We start from the raw sequence: 16,228 nt of genomic DNA, 5'->3' as shown, positions 1-16,228 counted from the left end.
CCGGGGCTCTGCCCCGGCTTTTTTTATGGATGGAAATGGTGCCACAACTCTGCCGTTCTGTCAGGGCGCGAGATAAACTGGAACCGAGCCGGATCGTCAATAAACTGCTGATAAATAGGCGCATCCGTAATACCAAACTCACTGTAACGACGCGGTGTGATCATCTGTAACCGCCCTGCCATATAGTGGCTATTATGCTGCCATATAATGTTTTTTCCCTGAACCAGCGGATACCAGGCCAGCCCCTTGCGCGCGCGAACCGCGTCATATTCAAATCCATACTCACGATCGCACCAGGCACCAAAAGTCAGCGGAGTATCAGGCGAGGCCGAAATGGTCGCATGACCCCAGCCCGGTGGCACCAGCACCTTTTCTCCTGGCCCCGCTAAAACGGCAAAACAGCGTCCGGGATCGTCCTCGACATACTCCTGCATGTAAATAATCGCTTTACCTTGCCAGATCTCATAAAGCTCCGGCGGTGACCACCCGCTATGCTGGCTGATGCGGTGGACATGCCCCTGGCTGCGAATTGGCTCATCGCCGAGCGTACCTGCGGCGTAGGTAACCACACCAAAGAGCAACATCCGTTTTTCCAGCTCCGGCCTGTCCATCAGTCGCGCGACATCCATGGCGATGGCGTACACCTGTTCCGGCCCCTGACAATCTGGATCGCGTAGTGACGGGCGGATCTGATCCAGAGTACGGATTTCCGGCATCGGCCCGGTGACATCATCACCATAGCTAAAACCCAGCGGCTGATGGGTAATGGTCATATCAAGGCCATAATCAGACATGACGCACCTCGAAACCTTGCCCGGCGGCAAAGACTCGCAGAGCGAAACCCTCTGCCAGCGCCGCGTAGTCGTGCCCCGCGACGCTTGGCCAGACGGCCAGCGAGGAGAGCGTCTCATTACCGGTGTTGATCAAACGGTGCGCCGTAAAAGGAGGAATGATGTGTACCGACCCTGCCGCTACCTGCTCAACACGTGCATCGCCCGCCTCCGTTTGCAACACCAGTAAGCCGCTGCCACGCAAGCCAAAATAGACTTCACCCTGTTCACGGCGCTCATGAAAATGACCACGCGTCATAAAGAACTCATCATCAACTTTACCTGCATAAAGGTGAGTGACACCAACGTAGAGCGCCCCCTCAGCCATGGGGGATTCCAGTACCTCAACGTCGTATACGCTTTGTTGGGGGTCGCGACACCTCCACTCCTCGCGGTTAGCGAAGATGCAGGGAAGATCGGCAAGGCGGGTTGTCTTGCGAATAAGCGGGCCTCTGGCTAGCGCGCCAGTCGCCCATGCCACCTGAGGTGGCAGAATAATTTCTGGTTCCATAGTCATCTCCGGCCCAAGGAGAACAGCAACATCAGCCTATCAGATTAAACGATTAACCTGCCGATGAAGGCACCAATGTTGATGGTGAATCACAGTTAACCAGAAACAAAAATGCCGGTAGCTTTCGCCACCGGCATTTTCCAGACAGAGAGTAAACTATTCCACTTCGCGGGCGTCGATACGCAGTTCTTTAGGGACTTCGAAAACGATGTTCTCTTCGCGTCCTTCCAGCGGAACCGCTTCGCCACCGCCCAACTCCTGCAAGCGGGCAATCACGTTCTGAACCAGGATATCTGGTGCAGAAGCGCCTGCGGTAACGCCGACGCAGGCCGCATTTTTCACCCACGCTTCCTGAATGTCCGTTGCATCGTCAATCAGGAATGCCGCTTTCCCCATACGCTGCGCAAGCTCGGCCAGGCGGTTGGAGTTAGAGGAGTTCTTCGAACCAACAACCAGCACCACATCCGCCTGTTCAGCCAGTGCACGCACCGCTTCCTGACGATTAGTGGTCGCGTAGCAGATGTCATCTTTACGCGGCCCGACAATTTTCGGGAAACGCTGGCGCAGGGCGTCAATCACGTCAGAGGTATCGTCCACGGAGAGCGTCGTCTGGGTCATAAACGACAGACGGGCTTCGTTTTTCACATTCAGCGTCAGGACATCTTCCGGTGACTCAACCAGATACATGCCCCCTTCCGGGTTGCTGTACTGGCCCATGGTGCCTTCAACTTCCGGATGACCCGCGTGGCCAATCAGAATCGACTCTTCACCACGACGGCTGGCGCGCGCCACTTCCATATGCACTTTCGTCACTAACGGACAGGTCGCGTCAAACACCGTCAAATCGCGGTTTTTCGCTTCGTTACGCACTGCCTGAGAAACGCCATGCGCGGAGAAAATCAGGATCGCACCATCCGGCACTTCGCTAATCTGCTCGATAAAGATGGCACCGCGCTCGCGCAGGCTGTCGACCACATAGCGGTTATGCACCACTTCGTGACGCACATAAATCGGCGCGCCGTAGATCTCCAGCGCGTTTTCAACAATGCTGATAGCGCGGTCTACACCGGCGCAGAAGCCGCGCGGGTTAGCCAACAGGATCTGCATTTCAGGCCTCCAGTACTGGGTCAATCTCCAGCACTTCAATATCAAAATGGACGGTGCGCCCGGCAAGCGGATGGTTGAAGTCAACGGTGATGGAGTCGCCGTTGATTTCGCGGATCACGCCAGGCATTTCGCTGCCATCCATAGCGGTAAAGAGCATAATCGCCCCGATTTCCGGCTCACCCGCATCCATAAACTCACGGCGCGAGAAATACTGGATCAGATCCGGGCTTGGCACGCCAAACGCGGCATCTGGCTCCAGTGAAAACGCCTTTTTCTCCCCCTCTTTCAAACCGAGAAGCTGTTGTTCAAGACCTTCAGACAGGGAGGTATCGCCAAGACGAAACAGGGTTGGTTTGCCGTTATTGCGGGTGGATTCAGCGGTAGAGCCATCATCCAGTTTCAGCGTGAAGTGAACGAGAACCGCGCTGTTGCTCTGTACGGATTTAGACATGCAAATTGCTCGCTTGTTTTGCCCGGTGGCACTACACCACCGGGCGAGTGTGTTACGCCTGCTCTTTCGCGGCCGAGTTAGGCAAGAAGCCTTCCAGCACGATTAACGCCGCACCGATGCAAATTGCGCTATCAGCGAGGTTAAAGGTCGCGAAGTGCCAGTCGCCGACGTAGAAGTCGATCATATCGACCACAAAGCCGTGCCACAGGCGGTCAAACAGGTTGCCCAGTGCACCGCCAATGATCAGTGCGTAGGCAATGTTATTCAGCTTTTGCGTTGCCTTCGAACGGTACATCAGCACCGCCAGCACCACGCAGATACCGATCGCGATACCTGCAAAGAACCAGCGCTGCCAGCCACCGCTGTCAGCAAGGAAACTAAACGCCGCACCGTAGTTGCGTGCATAGTGCAGGTTAAGCGACGGGAACAGTGAAACCGTCTCCCCCAGAGCAAAATTCTGGAGGATCAGGAATTTGCTGCCCAGATCAATAATCAGCACCACCACAACCAGCCACAGCCAGCGCAGTCCTGTTGAACAGAGAGTTTTACTCATCAGGCAAACTTACGTTTTTCGCCGTCTCCGGCGACGTTGCTTACACAGCGTCCGCAGATATCTGCGTGTTCCGCCACCTTGCCGACATCAGTGGTGTAATGCCAGCAACGCGGGCATTTATCACCTTCGGCTTTGCTCAGCGCGACTTTCAGTCCTTTGAGCAGCTCGCTCTGCTGAGCATCAGCAGAAGCTTCGGCATAATCCGCAACTTTCGCGCCTGAGGTCAACAGGACAAATCGTAATTCATCGCCCAGTGCCGTCAGTTTCGCTGCCAGTTCAGGTTCTGCATACAGAGTCACTGTCGCTTCCAGAGAGCCACCAACTTTCTTATCCGCACGCGCCTGCTCGATAACCTTGTTCACTTCACCACGCACTTTCAGCAGTTCGTCCCAGAAAGCATCGTTCATTGCTTCGGTGCTGGAGAGATCGAACAGACCTTCGTACCACTCGCCGGTGAAGACATACTTCTCGCGGTCGCCTGGCAGGTAGCCCCAGATTTCATCTGCGGTGAAGGACATGATCGGTGCCATCCAGCGCACCAGCGCTTCTGCGATGTGGAACAGCGCGGTCTGGCAGCTACGACGCGCCACGCTGTCCGCTTTCGCGGTGTACTGGCGGTCTTTGATGATGTCGAGGTAGAACGAGCCCATCTCGATGGAGCAGAAACGCATCAGGCGCTGCACCACTTCGTGGAAGTCGTAAGACTCATAGGCTTTCAGGATATCTTCCTGCGCCGCTTTCGCACAGCCTACCGCCCAGCGGTCCAGTACCACCATCTCTTCCGGTTTCACCATGTCTTTTGCCGGATCAAACCCGTTCAGGTTCGCCAGCAGGAAGCGCGCGGTGTTACGGATACGACGATAGCTGTCGGCAGCACGTTTCAGGATCTCATCAGACACCGCCATTTCGCCGGTGTAGTCGGTCGAAGCCACCCACAGACGCAGAATGTCGGCGCCCAGCTTGTTCATTACATCCTGCGGAGAAACGGTGTTACCGATAGACTTGGACATCTTACGGCCCTGACCATCCACAGTGAAACCGTGAGTCAGTACCTGACGGTAAGGCGCTTTACCCTTCATGGCGGTGGAGATCATCAGAGATGACATGAACCAGCCGCGGTGTTGGTCAGAACCTTCCAGATACATGTCGGCGGCGTGACCGGCAAATTCCGGACGCACGTCAACGACTGAAGAGTGGGTAGAACCGGAGTCGAACCACACGTCCAGAGTATCTGGTACTTTTTCGTAGCTATCAGCGTCTGCGCCCAGGATGTCGCGAGAGTCGAGATCCCACCACGCCTGAATGCCGTCAACTTCGACGCGCTTCGCCACTTCTTCCATCAGTTCCAGGGTGTTCGGGTGCAGTTCCTGCGTCTCTTTATGCACGAACAGAGACATTGGCACGCCCCAGGTACGCTGACGGGAGATACACCAGTCAGGACGGTTAGCCACCATGGATTCGATACGCGCCTGGCCCCAGTCCGGGATCCACTGCACGCCTTTGATCTCTTTCAGAGACTGCTCACGCAGGCCTTTCTGGTCCATGCTGACGAACCACTGCGGGGTCGCACGGAAGATGATCGGCGTCTTGTGACGCCAGCAGCATGGGTAGCTGTGCTGCATTTTCTCAACGTGTAGCAGTGCGCCGCTGGTGCGCAGCATATCGACGATGATGTCGTTTGCTTTAAAGACGTTGATACCGTCCAGTGCCGGGTAGGTGCCAGGCAGGTATGAACCGTCCGGGCCAACCGGGTTGGCGATTTCCAGACCGTATTTCAGGCTGATGTTGTAGTCGTCAGGACCGTGGCCACCAGCGGTATGTACTGCACCGGTACCCGCGTCCAGCGTGACGTGGTCGCCCAGGATCGCCGGAACGTCGAAGTCCAGGAACGGGTGTTTGAAGCGCATCAGCTCCAGCGCGTCACCTTTCACGGTGCCCAGCACGGTGTAGTTGGCGATATTCGCGCGTTTCAGCACGCTTTCAACCAGATCTTTCGCCAGGATGACTGCCTGACCGTCAACCTGCACCAGCGCGTATTCGAACTCACCAGACAGGGAGATCGCGCGGTTGGCAGGCAGCGTCCACGGCGTGGTGGTCCAGATAACCAGAGAGATCGGACCGTTAACGGACGACACGCCAAATTTAGCTTTCACCGCATCCTGATCTACCGCGTGGAACGCCACGTCGATAGACGGGGAGGTTTTGTCGTAATACTCAACTTCCGCTTCTGCCAGCGCAGAACGGCAGTCCACACACCAGTGTACCGGCTTCGCGCCTTTGTGCAGGTGGCCGTTACCGATGATTTTACCCAGCGCACGGATGATGTTGGCTTCAGTTTTGAAGTCCATGGTCAGGTATGGGTGTGACCAGTCACCCAGCACGCCCAGACGGATGAAATCAGCACGCTGACCATCAACCTGAGTGGCAGCATATTCGCGGCATTTCGCGCGGAACTCTGCGGCGGTGAACTTCTCACCTGGCTTGCCAAACTCTTGCTCAACTTTCAGCTCGATTGGCAGACCGTGGCAGTCCCAGCCCGGAACGTAAGGCGAGTCATATCCCGCGAGTCCTTTGGACTTCACGATAATGTCTTTCAGAATCTTGTTTACAGAGTGACCAATATGAATGCTGCCATTCGCATATGGAGGGCCATCATGCAGAATGAAGGTTTTTTTGCCTTTTTTGGCTGCACGAATGATGCCGTACAGGTCATCATCAGTCCAACGCGCCAGCATTCCCGGTTCACGCTTGGCGAGATCGCCGCGCATCGGGAACCCTGTTTCCGGCAAATTCAGGGTTGATTTATAGTCACTCATCAGATTCTCGGTTCCGTATTTATCACGTAGGCATTTAAGCCGGGTTCAAAGCCCAAAAAACTCGCGGGCCGTCAATTCATCTCGCGCAATCTGCGCTTTTAGTTCATCCAGCGAAGCAAATCGCTGCTCGTTGCGTATTTTTTTACGCAGTATCACATCTATATGGCGACCATAAAGGTCCATTACAACATCCAGCAGGTGCACTTCTAACTGTTGACGCACACCCGCGACAGTTGGACGCGTGCCAATGTTAGCGACGCCGTAAAACGGCTTATCGCCCAGTCCAGCCACTTCCACCGCATAGACCCCTTTAACCGGGGAAACCTGACGACGCAGCGGTATATTCGCCGTCGGGAAACCAATAGTGCGGCCGAGCGCATCGCCATGAACGACGCGACCTGAGATGGTGAACGGATGCCCCAGCAGGGTTTCTGCCGTATCCAGTTCATCATCTGCCAGCGCCTGGCGTACCGCCGTGCTGCTGACGCGAATGCCACCTTCACAGAAGGTCATCGCGCTCGTGACGTCAAAACCGTACTCCAGACCAGCCTTCTGTAATAGCAAGAAATCGCCCTGACGACCAGCGCCAAAGCGGAAATCATCCCCCACAGCAAGAAACTGCACGCCAAGACGCTCAACCAGCAGGTCACTGACGAAACTTTGTGCTGTCAGTGCGGCAAAGCGACGATCGAAACGTACACACAATACGTAGTCCACACCGGACTCTGCCAGGTAGCGCAACTTCTCGCGCAGGCGAGTGAGACGGGCGGGAGATTTATCGCCCGCAAACAGCTCCAGCGGCTGCGGTTCGAAAATCATCACTACGACAGGTAGGCCACGGGCCTCCCCTTCTTTACGCAATCCCTGCAACAGCGCCTGATGACCACGATGCACGCCGTCGAAATTACCAATGGTCAGCACGCACCCGTGCGGTGCTCTGCTGAGATTATGTATGCCGCGTATCAGCTTCATGTCTGGCTCAAAACAGTGAAAATCGCCAAAGTATACCTTGTACGGCGGTTAAGGTTAACCGGCGATTGTTCGCGCAAAACAGAAAGCCGTAATGATTTCATCAGGCTGACCTTTCGCAGCGAAAAAATCTGCTCGTGAACTGCGATTTTTATGCCGAAAGGCTGTATTCAGGGAACACAAGCTGGTAGAATCCTGCGCCATCACTACGTAACGTAGCGTCGCTAATTAACGGCGCTTATTTGCACAAATCCATTGACAAAAGAAGGCAAAGAGGGCATATTCCTCGGCCTTTGAATTGTCCACATAGATCATATTTGGGAGTTGGACTTGGCTAATATCAAATCAGCTAAGAAACGTGCCGTTCAGTCTGAAAAGGCTCGTAAGCACAACGCAAGCCGTCGCTCTATGATGCGTACTTTCATCAAGAAAGTATACGCAGCAATCGAAGCTGGCGACAAAGCTGCAGCGCAGAACGCATTTAACGAAATGCAACCAATCGTGGATCGTCAGGCTGCTAAAGGTCTGATCCACAAAAACAAAGCAGCGCGTCATAAAGCAAACCTGACCGCGCAGATCAACAAACTGGCTTAATCGCTATTTGTTGTTGCTTGTTTAAAGAACCCGCTTAACGCGGGTTTTTTTATGCCTTCAGATTGCCGGTGATGTAAACAGCGCAGAGTAGTCGCGGTTACAGATTCGCTGTACCGCCGGGTGCTGAATCATCCTTTCAGCAAATATAGCGTGATACTCCTCCATCACGTTATCCACCCTGCCTATCTCCGTAATCTTGTCATCCGAATAGAGATCGTGCGCGTACAGCGTTGGTGCAACGAAGATCGCATTGTGGGCTTCGCCAAAGGCTTTCATCAGAGCCGCATCATCGAACTCGCCGAGGATTTCCACGTTCAACCCCTGCGAATTAAACCAGTTCAGCAGCTTGCGTCCGAGCATGGAACGCCTTCCCGGCACCAGCAGGCGGCGCTCTTCAAGGCACGCGGGGAACGGTTTTTCCGGCGGCGGGTTAATGCACCAGAAGCTGACGCCACACTCACCAATCTTCACCGAGAACAAGCCCTCCTGCTGCGTGGAGTCGATTGGGCAATCCGAGATAATCATGTCCAGCTTATGCTGGCTTAACTGCTCCAGCAGCATCTCGTGAGTAGATTCAAAGCAGCGCAAATGGATTTGCTCGTCTTCAACCACTGCCGCATCCAGCACGCCACTCACCAGCCGTTTTGACAGCGCATCGGCCACACCGACATCAAAGAGCAGGTTAGACTCTTTGCGGTAGTTGACGATATCCAGCATCTCCTGGCTCAGGGTAAACATTTTGTCTGCGTAACGGAACACCAGCTCGCCCAGCTCGCTGGGCTCAATCCCACGGCCCTTACGCTTGAACAGCTTGCCCTGCAGTCGTTCTTCCAGCGCCTTGATTTGCCCGGTGATGGTTTGTGGTGTCAGGTAGAGCGCCTCTGCGGCGCCCACGACCGAGCCCTGTTTGTAGACGTGCCAGAAGTAGTAAAGATGGTTGTAATTCAAATGAGACATTGCGTCTTCGCTCCCTGATAGTCTATCGGGAGAAGGCTCCCCTCCTCCCGGTTTCCGTTATGCCTGTCCGGACAACTTCACCTTCAACAAGGTATAACCGATCACTGCAGCCAGCAATGACCCGATAAGAATGCCCAGTTTAGCCCAGACGATAAGCTCCGGTGCATGCGTACCAAATGCCAGCGTCGAGATAAAGATCGACATCGTAAAGCCGATTCCACACAGCACGCCAACGGCCATAATCTGTCCAAAGGTTGTGCCGTGCGGCAATGATGCCATCTTCAGCTTCAGCGCCAGCCAGCAGAAGAGGCTAATCCCCAGCGGCTTACCGATAAACAGCCCGGCAATAATGCCCAGAGGCAGCACGGACGTCAGCCCGTCAAGCGTCACACCGCTCAGGGAAACACCCGCGTTGGCAAATGCGAACAGTGGCAGGATCATAAAGGCTACCCACGGGTGCAGCACATGTTCCAGCTGTTTGGCAGGCGACTTGCCGTCCTGCGGCTTAAGCGGCACGAAGAAGCCGACGATCACACCTGCCAGCGTGGCATGCACGCCCGATTTCAGCACCGCCGTCCACAGCACCATCCCCACGAGGATGTAGATGCCGATGCGACGAACATTGAAAATGTTCAGCAGTGCCAGCACTGCAATCGCCCCAGCAGCTACACTCAGTGACAGGATCGACAGCTCGCTGGTATAGAACAGCGCGATAATCACAATAGCGCCCAAATCATCAATAATTGCCAGCGCCATCAGGAATATCTTCAATGCCACCGGCACACGACTTCCCAGCAAGGCCAGCACCCCGAGCGCAAACGCGATATCCGTTGCCGCCGGGATCGCCCAGCCATGACGCGCAAGGGGGTCCTGCCAGGTAAATGCCAGGAAGAGCAGCGCCGGAACGACCATCCCACCGATGGCGGCAATCACTGGAAACGCCGCGCGCTGGCGGCTGGCAAGTGAACCCAGCACAAGCTCGCGTTTAACTTCAAGCCCCACCAGGAGGAAGAACACAGCCATCAGTGCATCGTTGATCCACAGCAACATGTTCTTGTTAATTTCCAGCGCCCCGACCTTCAGCTCGACGGGCGTTTCCAGAAATGCGTGGTATAGATCGCGGGTAACCCCCAGGTTAGCCAGCACCATCGCAGCCGCAGCGGCAATAATCAGGATCACGCCACCGGACGCTTCACTGCTAAAGAAACGGTGTAGTAATTTCACTTTAACTCTCTCTTTTACAACAATACCTCGATAAAACCATAATACCAAGCCACATAGCTCGGCAAAAACAGATTAATATTGAGTATAGATTCAGTTTTACCGAGCTATCATTACAAAAAGAAAAAGCCCGGAATTGCTTCCAGGCTTTTGCAGATGAAGGCCAGCTAACGAATTAGCGGGTCAAATCATCGAAGAATTTTTTGACGCCATCGAAGAAGCTTTTGGAACGCGGGCTGTTCTTCTCACCCGTCGGGCCGCCAAAGCTCTCCTGAAGCTCTTTCAGCAGTTGTTTCTGCTTGTCGTTCAGGCCAACCGGCGTTTCCACGACGACACGGCACAGCAGGTCGCCCTGAGCACCACCACGCACGGATTTAACGCCTTTCCCGCGCATGCGGAACAGCTTACCGGTCTGGGTTTCACCTGGGATCTTCAGATTAACGCGACCATCCAGCGTCGGGACTTCGATTTCACCACCGAGTGCCGCCATCGCGAAGTTGATCGGCACTTCGCAATACAGGTTGTTACCTTCACGCTCGAAAATGGTGTGCTGTTTAACCTGCACCTGAACGTACAGATCGCCTGCCGGTGCGCCGTGTTCCCCAGCTTCACCTTCACCCGCCAGACGGATGCGGTCGCCCGTATCGACGCCAGCCGGAATTTTAACGGACAGGGTCTTGGTTTTCTCGACGCGACCGTGGCCGTGGCATTTGGTGCACGGATCTTTAATCAGCGTACCGCGACCGTGACAGTGAGGACAGGCCTGCTGTACCGCGAAGAAGCCCTGACGCATCTGTACCTGGCCTGAACCGTGACAGGTTGGGCAGGTCTGCGGCTGGGTTCCCGCTTTCGCGCCGCTGCCGTGGCAAACGTCACACTCTTCCAGCGTCGGAATACGGATCTCTTTGGTGACACCGCGAACAGCCTCTTCCAGCGTCAGTTCCATGTTGTAGCGCAGGTCCGCGCCGCGCGTTGCGCGCTGACGACCACGGCCACCGCCGAAGATATCGCCGAATACATCACCAAAGATATCGCTGAAGTCAGCACCGCCGCCAAAGCCGCCGCCACCGAATCCACCGCCGCCCATGCCGCCCTGTTCAAAGGCTGCGTGACCATACTGGTCATAGGCTGCACGTTTTTGTGCATCGGTCAGGACTTCGTAGGCTTCTTTGATCTCTTTAAATTTGGCTTCAGCCTCTTTGTCACCCTGGTTACGGTCCGGGTGGAATTTCATGGCCAGGCGCTTATACGCCTTTTTGATTTCACGCTCTTCCGCAGTTTTCGGAACGCCTAAAATCTCGTAATAGTCTTGCTTTGCCATTGGTTTTTTTAAGCCCCTTAACATGCGAGCACGGGCGTGGAGAGTTCTCCTACGCCCGTGCCGATTAATTACCCTGCATCAGGGCGATTATTTTTTGTCTTTAACTTCTTCGAACTCAGCGTCAACAACATCGTCGTCTTTCGCGTTGTTCTGGGAAGCGTCAGCGCCTGCCTGCTGTTGAGCATGCTGCTGCTGAGCGATTTCCATCAGCTTCTGGGAAGCCTGTGCCAGTTCCTGCATCTTCGCTTCGATGTCCGCTTTATCTTCACCTTTCAGTGAAGTTTCCAGCGCACTCAGTGCAGCTTCGATAGCAGTTTTGTCTTCCGCTGGCAGTTTATCGCCTGCTTCTTCAACCTGCTTACGGGTGCTGTGCAGCAGATGGTCACCCTGGTTACGGGTCTGAACCAGCTCTTCGAACTTACGGTCGGACTCAGCGTTAGCTTCTGCATCACGAACCATTTTCTCGATTTCAGCTTCGTTCAGGCCAGAAGATGCCTTGATGGTGATCTTCTGCTCTTTACCGCTGTTTTTGTCTTTCGCAGAAACGTGCAGGATACCGTCAGCATCAATATCGAAGGTGACTTCGATCTGCGGCATGCCGCGTGGTGCCGGGTTGATACCGTCCAGGTTGAACTGACCCAGAGACTTGTTATCTGCCGCACGTTTACGCTCACCCTGAATCACATGGATGGTTACCGCAGACTGGTTGTCTTCAGCGGTAGAGAACACCTGGCTGTGTTTCGTTGGGATAGTGGTGTTTTTGTTGATGAGTGCAGTCATCACACCGCCCATGGTTTCGATACCCAGAGACAGCGGGGTAACGTCCAGCAGCAGTACGTCTTTCACTTCACCAGTCAGTACACCGCCCTGAACCGCTGCACCGATAGCAACAGCTTCGTCCGGGTTCACGTCTTTACGTGGCTCTTTACCAAAGAACTCAGCCACTTTCTTCTGAACCATTGGCATACGCGTCTGACCACCCACCAGGATAACGTCCTGGATGTCAGATACGGACAGGCCAGCGTCCTGCAGAGCAACTTTCAGTGGCTCGATGGAACGGTTCACCAGGTCTTCTACCAGGCTTTCCAGTTTCGCACGGGTCACTTTGATGTTCATGTGTTTAGGACCGGTCGCGTCTGCAGTGATGTACGGCAGGTTCACGTCGGTCTGCTGAGCGGAAGACAGTTCAATCTTCGCTTTCTCAGCGGCTTCTTTCAGGCGCTGCATGGCCAGCGGGTCGTTACGCAGGTCAATGCCCTGATCTTTCTTGAACTCGTCAACGAGGTAGTTGATCAGACGGGTATCGAAGTCTTCACCACCCAGGTGGGTATCACCGTTGGTTGCCAGAACTTCGAAGGTTTTTTCGCCGTCTACTTCGTCGATTTCGATAATAGAGATATCGAAGGTACCACCACCCAGGTCGTAAACCGCGATAGTACGGTTGCCAACTTCTTTATCCAGACCGTAAGCCAGTGCAGCCGCGGTTGGTTCGTTGATGATACGTTTTACTTCCAGACCTGCGATACGGCCAGCATCTTTGGTTGCCTGACGCTGAGCATCGTTGAAGTATGCAGGAACGGTGATAACAGCTTCAGTTACCGGCTCACCCAGGTAATCTTCCGCGGTTTTCTTCATTTTTTTCAGCACTTCAGCAGAGATCTGCGGTGGTGCAGTTTTGGTGCCTTTCACATCAAGCCATGCATCGCCGTTATCTGCCGCGATGATTTTGTAAGGCATGATAGAAACGTCACGCTGAACTTCTTCGTCCTGGAAGCGGCGGCCAATCAGGCGTTTAATCGCAAACAGGGTGTTTTGCGGGTTTGTCACTGCCTGACGTTTAGCCGGCTGACCAACCAGAGTTTCACCATCCTGGGTATAAGCAATGATAGAAGGCGTGGTGCGATCGCCCTCGGCGTTCTCCAGCACACGTGCAGTAGTGCCATCCATAATCGCTACACAAGAGTTGGTAGTACCCAGGTCGATACCAATAATTTTACCCATCTAAACGTCTCCACTAAAAATTCAGTCAACATGTGGTTGTGTACCTGTAATAAGGGCAGAACGTGCTTTTTCAACTGCCCAGATTTGATTTTTTTCAGGTCCACACACTGCGGTTGACTACAAGATGGGGTCGCCACAGCATCCATCAAGGGGGAAGGATAAAAAAAATTTTAATTTCACCCTGATGAGATCATAGACGCCATCGATTGCGCCCATTATGATGCCGCGCCCCGTCAGGGAGTATTGACGCGGGATTCACCATTTCACCATATTAATGATGATTTTTTTGAGGACTTATGGGCAACACTAAGTTGGCTAATCCGGCTCCGCTGGGCCTGATGGGTTTTGGCATGACCACTATTCTGCTGAACCTGCACAATATCGGGATGTTCCCGATGGATGGCATCATCCTGGCGATGGGCATTTTTTACGGCGGCATCGCGCAAATTTTCGCGGGCCTGCTGGAATATAAGAAAGGTAATACCTTCGGCTTAACCGCCTTCACCTCTTACGGCTCTTTCTGGCTGACCCTGGTTGCCATTCTGCTGATGCCTAAAATGGGTCTGGCAGACGCGGCAAACGCCCACTTCCTGGGCGTTTACCTGGGTCTGTGGGGCATCTTCACCCTGTTCATGTTCTTCTGCACCCTGAAAGGTAACCGCGCACTGCAGTTCGTCTTCCTGAGCCTGACCGTACTGTTCGCTCTGCTGGCGATCGGTCACCTGGTGGATAACGAAGGCATCGTTCACGTTGCCGGCTGGATTGGCCTGGTATGTGGCGCGAGCGCAATCTACCTGGCAATGGGCGAAGTGCTGAACGAGCAGTTTGACCGCACCATTCTACCGATTGGTGAAAAACACTGATCCCTCTGTCGTGCCTGCCTCGCGGGCACGACATTCCCACCCTTTGCGAAGCCAGCACCCTAACACCAGGCCCATCAGCGAGAGCGCGAGAACGTACCAGGCTGGAGCCATCGGCGATATCCCCATCAACATGGTGACGGCAATCGGTGTCAGACCACCAAAAATGGCATACGACACGTTGTAAGAGAAAGAGATACCGGTGAAACGAACCTCTGGCGGGAACGCACGCACCATCACATACGGCACCGCCCCCACAACACCGACGCACAGCCCGACTACCCCGTACAGCAGGAACAGTTGCTCCGGGTGGCTACCCGCCAGATGGTAGAACGCCCAGCTTGATGCAGCCAGCAGCAGACTGCCGACGATAAAGGTCCGGCTCGCGCCAAAACGGTCAACAGCAAGGCCAGCCGCCAGACAACCAAAACAGAGCATAATGGTCGCAATACTGTTTGCCTGCAGGGTGACCGCTGGGGCGAAACCGTACTGTTTTTGCAGCCAGACCGGCGACATCAGGATCACGACGACAATACCCGCTGACAGCAGCCAGGTCAGCAGCATCGACACCACCACCGCACTTCTGTGACGGACCACCACCGCTTTCACCGGTAACTCCTGCGCCAGTGCCTTACGCTGCTGCATCTCAAGGAAGATCGGCGTCTCCTGCAACCAGCGGCGCAGGTACATCGCCACCAGACCAAAGGCCCCGCCCAGCAGGAACGGAAGACGCCAGCCCCAGTCGTGCACGGCCTGTTGCGTCATATGGGTATTCACGAGAGTTGCAACGACCGAGCCCAACAGGATGCCGATGGTCAGGCCCGCCGTTAAGGTTCCACAGGCGATACCAATGCGGCGCACCGGAACATGCTCCGCGACAAACACCCACGCGCCAGGCACTTCACCGCCAATCGCGGCCCCCTGAAGAACGCGCATCAGCAACAGCAATAGCGGGGCAACAAGGCCCATCGAGGCATAGGTTGGCAGCAAACCAATCGCCAGCGTCGGCACAGCCATCAGCAAAATACTGAGGGTAAACATCTTCTTACGCCCGACCAGATCGCCAAAGTGCGCCATAACAATGCCACCCAACGGACGAGCCAGATACCCGGCGGCAAAAATGCCGAAGGTTTGTACCTGCCGCAACCATTCCGGGATATCCGCCGGGAAGAAAAGCTCCCCCACGACGGCGGCAAAGAAAACGAAAATGATGAAGTCGTAGAACTCCAGCGCGCCACCCAGAGCAGCGAGCGTGAGTGTTTTGTAGTCCTGTCGATTCAGAGGTCGGGTGTTATGAGACATAGCGAACCATTATGCGTGTATTGTGGATTTATTTTTACAGCAATCGTAAAGAAAAAATTACTATACCGTAAAACCTTTAGCACGCCATCGCTGCTTCAGCTAATGTCACATAATCATTATTTTCAGGATATTGTCTCGCGGCGTGCACTTTTAGGGCGAAAAGCTGCTACGACTTTCTCATCAGTTTCCACATACGGACCGTCCAGCAGCTGTATACAATACGGTACACTTGCGAAGATCCCGTGCACAATTACGCTGCCATCGTCGGCTTTAAGCCCTTCCAGCGTCTCTTTGATCGATTTCGGTTGGCCCGGCAGATTCAGGATCAACGCCTGTTTGCGGATCACACCCACCTGGCGAGAGAGGATGGCGGTTGGAACAAAGTGTAGGCTGATCTGACGCATTTGCTCACCGAAACCCGGCATTTCACGGTCGGCGACTGCCAGCGTCGCATCTGGCGTGACATCGCGACGTGCAGGACCGGTTCCGCCCGTGGTCAACACCAGATGACAGCTCATCTCATCCACCAGCTCGCACAACGTCTGCTCAATGATCGGCTGTTCGTCAGGGATCAAGCGGGTCTGGATTTCAAAAGGGGTAGTCAGCGCGCTGCCCAGCCACTCTTCCAGAGCCGGGATGCCTTTATCCTGGTAAACACCGCTGGAGGCGCGGTCAGAAATCGACACTAAGCCGATGCGTAAGGTATTCATAGCCATTCCATTTAAAAAATACTGA

Annotated in this window: 15 protein-coding genes and 1 pseudogene; 2 read left to right on the top strand and 14 right to left on the bottom strand. The window is 54.6% G+C overall.

Annotated features, from left to right (window positions below; all coding sequences use genetic code 11):
• Positions 1-23: 23 nt before the first annotated feature.
• The 8 genes and pseudogenes from WB237_RS14645 to WB237_RS14610 all read right to left on the bottom strand — a co-directional run bounded on the left by WB237_RS14645 (position 24) and on the right by WB237_RS14610 (position 7,466).
• Positions 24-794 carry a glucose-6-phosphate isomerase family protein gene (locus WB237_RS14645; RefSeq protein ID WP_336214134.1) on the bottom strand — a complete coding sequence of 257 codons (771 nt, stop codon included), beginning with the start codon at positions 792-794 and terminating at the stop codon, positions 24-26.
• The gene (locus WB237_RS14640; RefSeq protein ID WP_336214132.1) at positions 787-1,341 is read right to left on the bottom strand and encodes a glucose-6-phosphate isomerase family protein; all 555 of its coding nucleotides are present in this window, start codon (positions 1,339-1,341) and stop codon (positions 787-789) included. The genes WB237_RS14645 and WB237_RS14640 overlap by 8 nt, the downstream gene beginning before the upstream one ends.
• A gap of 156 nt (positions 1,342-1,497) precedes the next feature.
• Positions 1,498-2,448: a 4-hydroxy-3-methylbut-2-enyl diphosphate reductase gene (gene ispH, locus WB237_RS14635; RefSeq protein ID WP_094085087.1), complete on the bottom strand. Its 951-nt coding sequence runs from the start codon at positions 2,446-2,448 to the stop codon at positions 1,498-1,500.
• Position 2,449: 1 nt separating this feature from the next.
• Positions 2,450-2,899, bottom strand: coding sequence for an FKBP-type peptidyl-prolyl cis-trans isomerase (fkpB, locus tag WB237_RS14630; RefSeq protein WP_336214128.1), 450 nt, complete (start codon positions 2,897-2,899; stop codon positions 2,450-2,452).
• Positions 2,900-2,951: 52 nt separating this feature from the next.
• Complete coding sequence (lspA, locus tag WB237_RS14625) at positions 2,952-3,452, bottom strand: signal peptidase II (RefSeq protein WP_028016633.1); 501 nt, start codon at positions 3,450-3,452, stop codon at positions 2,952-2,954.
• Positions 3,452-6,268, bottom strand: a complete 2,817-nt coding sequence (gene ileS / locus WB237_RS14620) for an isoleucine--tRNA ligase (RefSeq protein WP_336214126.1) — start codon at positions 6,266-6,268, stop codon at positions 3,452-3,454. The genes lspA and ileS overlap by 1 nt, the downstream gene beginning before the upstream one ends.
• 45 nt (positions 6,269-6,313) lie before the next feature.
• Positions 6,314-7,240, bottom strand: a complete 927-nt coding sequence (gene ribF, locus WB237_RS14615) for a bifunctional riboflavin kinase/FAD synthetase (protein WP_028016631.1) — start codon at positions 7,238-7,240, stop codon at positions 6,314-6,316.
• A gap of 7 nt (positions 7,241-7,247) precedes the next feature.
• Positions 7,248-7,466, bottom strand: a pseudogene (locus WB237_RS14610) (DUF2575 domain-containing protein).
• 101 nt (positions 7,467-7,567) lie between these two features.
• Between WB237_RS14610 and rpsT the strand changes: the two are divergent.
• Complete coding sequence (gene rpsT, locus WB237_RS14605; protein WP_003856458.1) at positions 7,568-7,831, top strand: 30S ribosomal protein S20; 264 nt, start codon at positions 7,568-7,570, stop codon at positions 7,829-7,831.
• 57 nt (positions 7,832-7,888) lie between these two features.
• On the opposite strand, the gene nhaR is transcribed toward rpsT, so the two are convergent.
• The 4 genes from nhaR to dnaK form a co-directional block, all read right to left on the bottom strand.
• Complete coding sequence (gene nhaR, locus WB237_RS14600; protein ID WP_336214124.1) at positions 7,889-8,788, bottom strand: transcriptional activator NhaR; 900 nt, start codon at positions 8,786-8,788, stop codon at positions 7,889-7,891.
• A 57-nt stretch (positions 8,789-8,845) separates the two neighbouring features.
• The gene (gene nhaA, locus WB237_RS14595) at positions 8,846-10,012 is read right to left on the bottom strand and encodes a Na+/H+ antiporter NhaA (protein ID WP_336214122.1); all 1,167 of its coding nucleotides are present in this window, start codon (positions 10,010-10,012) and stop codon (positions 8,846-8,848) included.
• Positions 10,013-10,184: 172 nt separating this feature from the next.
• On the bottom strand, positions 10,185-11,330 hold the full coding sequence (dnaJ, locus tag WB237_RS14590; protein WP_336214120.1) for a molecular chaperone DnaJ: 1,146 nt from the start codon (positions 11,328-11,330) through the stop codon (positions 10,185-10,187).
• An 87-nt stretch (positions 11,331-11,417) separates the two neighbouring features.
• Positions 11,418-13,331: a molecular chaperone DnaK gene (gene dnaK / locus WB237_RS14585; protein ID WP_108089544.1), complete on the bottom strand. Its 1,914-nt coding sequence runs from the start codon at positions 13,329-13,331 to the stop codon at positions 11,418-11,420.
• A gap of 296 nt (positions 13,332-13,627) precedes the next feature.
• On the opposite strand from dnaK, the gene satP reads away from it, so the two are divergent.
• A complete protein-coding gene (satP, locus tag WB237_RS14580; RefSeq protein WP_336214117.1) occupies positions 13,628-14,194 on the top strand; it encodes an acetate uptake transporter in 567 nt (188 codons plus the stop codon).
• Here satP and WB237_RS14575 read toward each other — a convergent pair.
• On the bottom strand, positions 14,171-15,493 hold the full coding sequence (locus WB237_RS14575; RefSeq protein ID WP_336214115.1) for an MFS transporter: 1,323 nt from the start codon (positions 15,491-15,493) through the stop codon (positions 14,171-14,173). The genes satP and WB237_RS14575 overlap by 24 nt on opposite strands.
• Positions 15,494-15,615: 122 nt before the next feature.
• A complete protein-coding gene (mog, locus tag WB237_RS14570; RefSeq protein ID WP_049005231.1) occupies positions 15,616-16,203 on the bottom strand; it encodes a molybdopterin adenylyltransferase in 588 nt (195 codons plus the stop codon).
• Positions 16,204-16,228: the final 25 nt, after the last annotated feature.

Origin of the sequence: Enterobacter sp. P82 (genome assembly GCF_037053385.1) — a bacterium.
Lineage (GTDB): Bacteria > Pseudomonadota > Gammaproteobacteria > Enterobacterales > Enterobacteriaceae > Enterobacter.
Note: the sequence above shows the minus strand (reverse complement) of the source record. Positions and strands in the feature narration are given on the sequence as shown.

What these genes read in the sequence shown, in the direction of transcription:
- WB237_RS14640 (WP_336214132.1), bottom strand. Translation starts at nt 1,341, where the DNA reads ATGGAACCAGAAATTATTCTGCCACCTCAGGTGGCATGGGCGACTGGC.
- ispH (WP_094085087.1), bottom strand. Translation starts at nt 2,448, where the DNA reads ATGCAGATCCTGTTGGCTAACCCGCGCGGCTTCTGCGCCGGTGTAGAC.
- mog (WP_049005231.1), bottom strand. Translation starts at nt 16,203, where the DNA reads ATGAATACCTTACGCATCGGCTTAGTGTCGATTTCTGACCGCGCCTCC.
- ribF (WP_028016631.1), bottom strand. Translation starts at nt 7,240, where the DNA reads ATGAAGCTGATACGCGGCATACATAATCTCAGCAGAGCACCGCACGGG.
- dnaK (WP_108089544.1), bottom strand. Translation starts at nt 13,331, where the DNA reads ATGGGTAAAATTATTGGTATCGACCTGGGTACTACCAACTCTTGTGTA.
- nhaR (WP_336214124.1), bottom strand. Translation starts at nt 8,788, where the DNA reads ATGTCTCATTTGAATTACAACCATCTTTACTACTTCTGGCACGTCTAC.
- WB237_RS14575 (WP_336214115.1), bottom strand. Translation starts at nt 15,493, where the DNA reads ATGTCTCATAACACCCGACCTCTGAATCGACAGGACTACAAAACACTC.
- lspA (WP_028016633.1), bottom strand. Translation starts at nt 3,452, where the DNA reads ATGAGTAAAACTCTCTGTTCAACAGGACTGCGCTGGCTGTGGCTGGTT.
- WB237_RS14645 (WP_336214134.1), bottom strand. Translation starts at nt 794, where the DNA reads ATGTCTGATTATGGCCTTGATATGACCATTACCCATCAGCCGCTGGGT.
- fkpB (WP_336214128.1), bottom strand. Translation starts at nt 2,899, where the DNA reads ATGTCTAAATCCGTACAGAGCAACAGCGCGGTTCTCGTTCACTTCACG.
- dnaJ (WP_336214120.1), bottom strand. Translation starts at nt 11,330, where the DNA reads ATGGCAAAGCAAGACTATTACGAGATTTTAGGCGTTCCGAAAACTGCG.
- ileS (WP_336214126.1), bottom strand. Translation starts at nt 6,268, where the DNA reads ATGAGTGACTATAAATCAACCCTGAATTTGCCGGAAACAGGGTTCCCG.
- satP (WP_336214117.1), top strand. Translation starts at nt 13,628, where the DNA reads ATGGGCAACACTAAGTTGGCTAATCCGGCTCCGCTGGGCCTGATGGGT.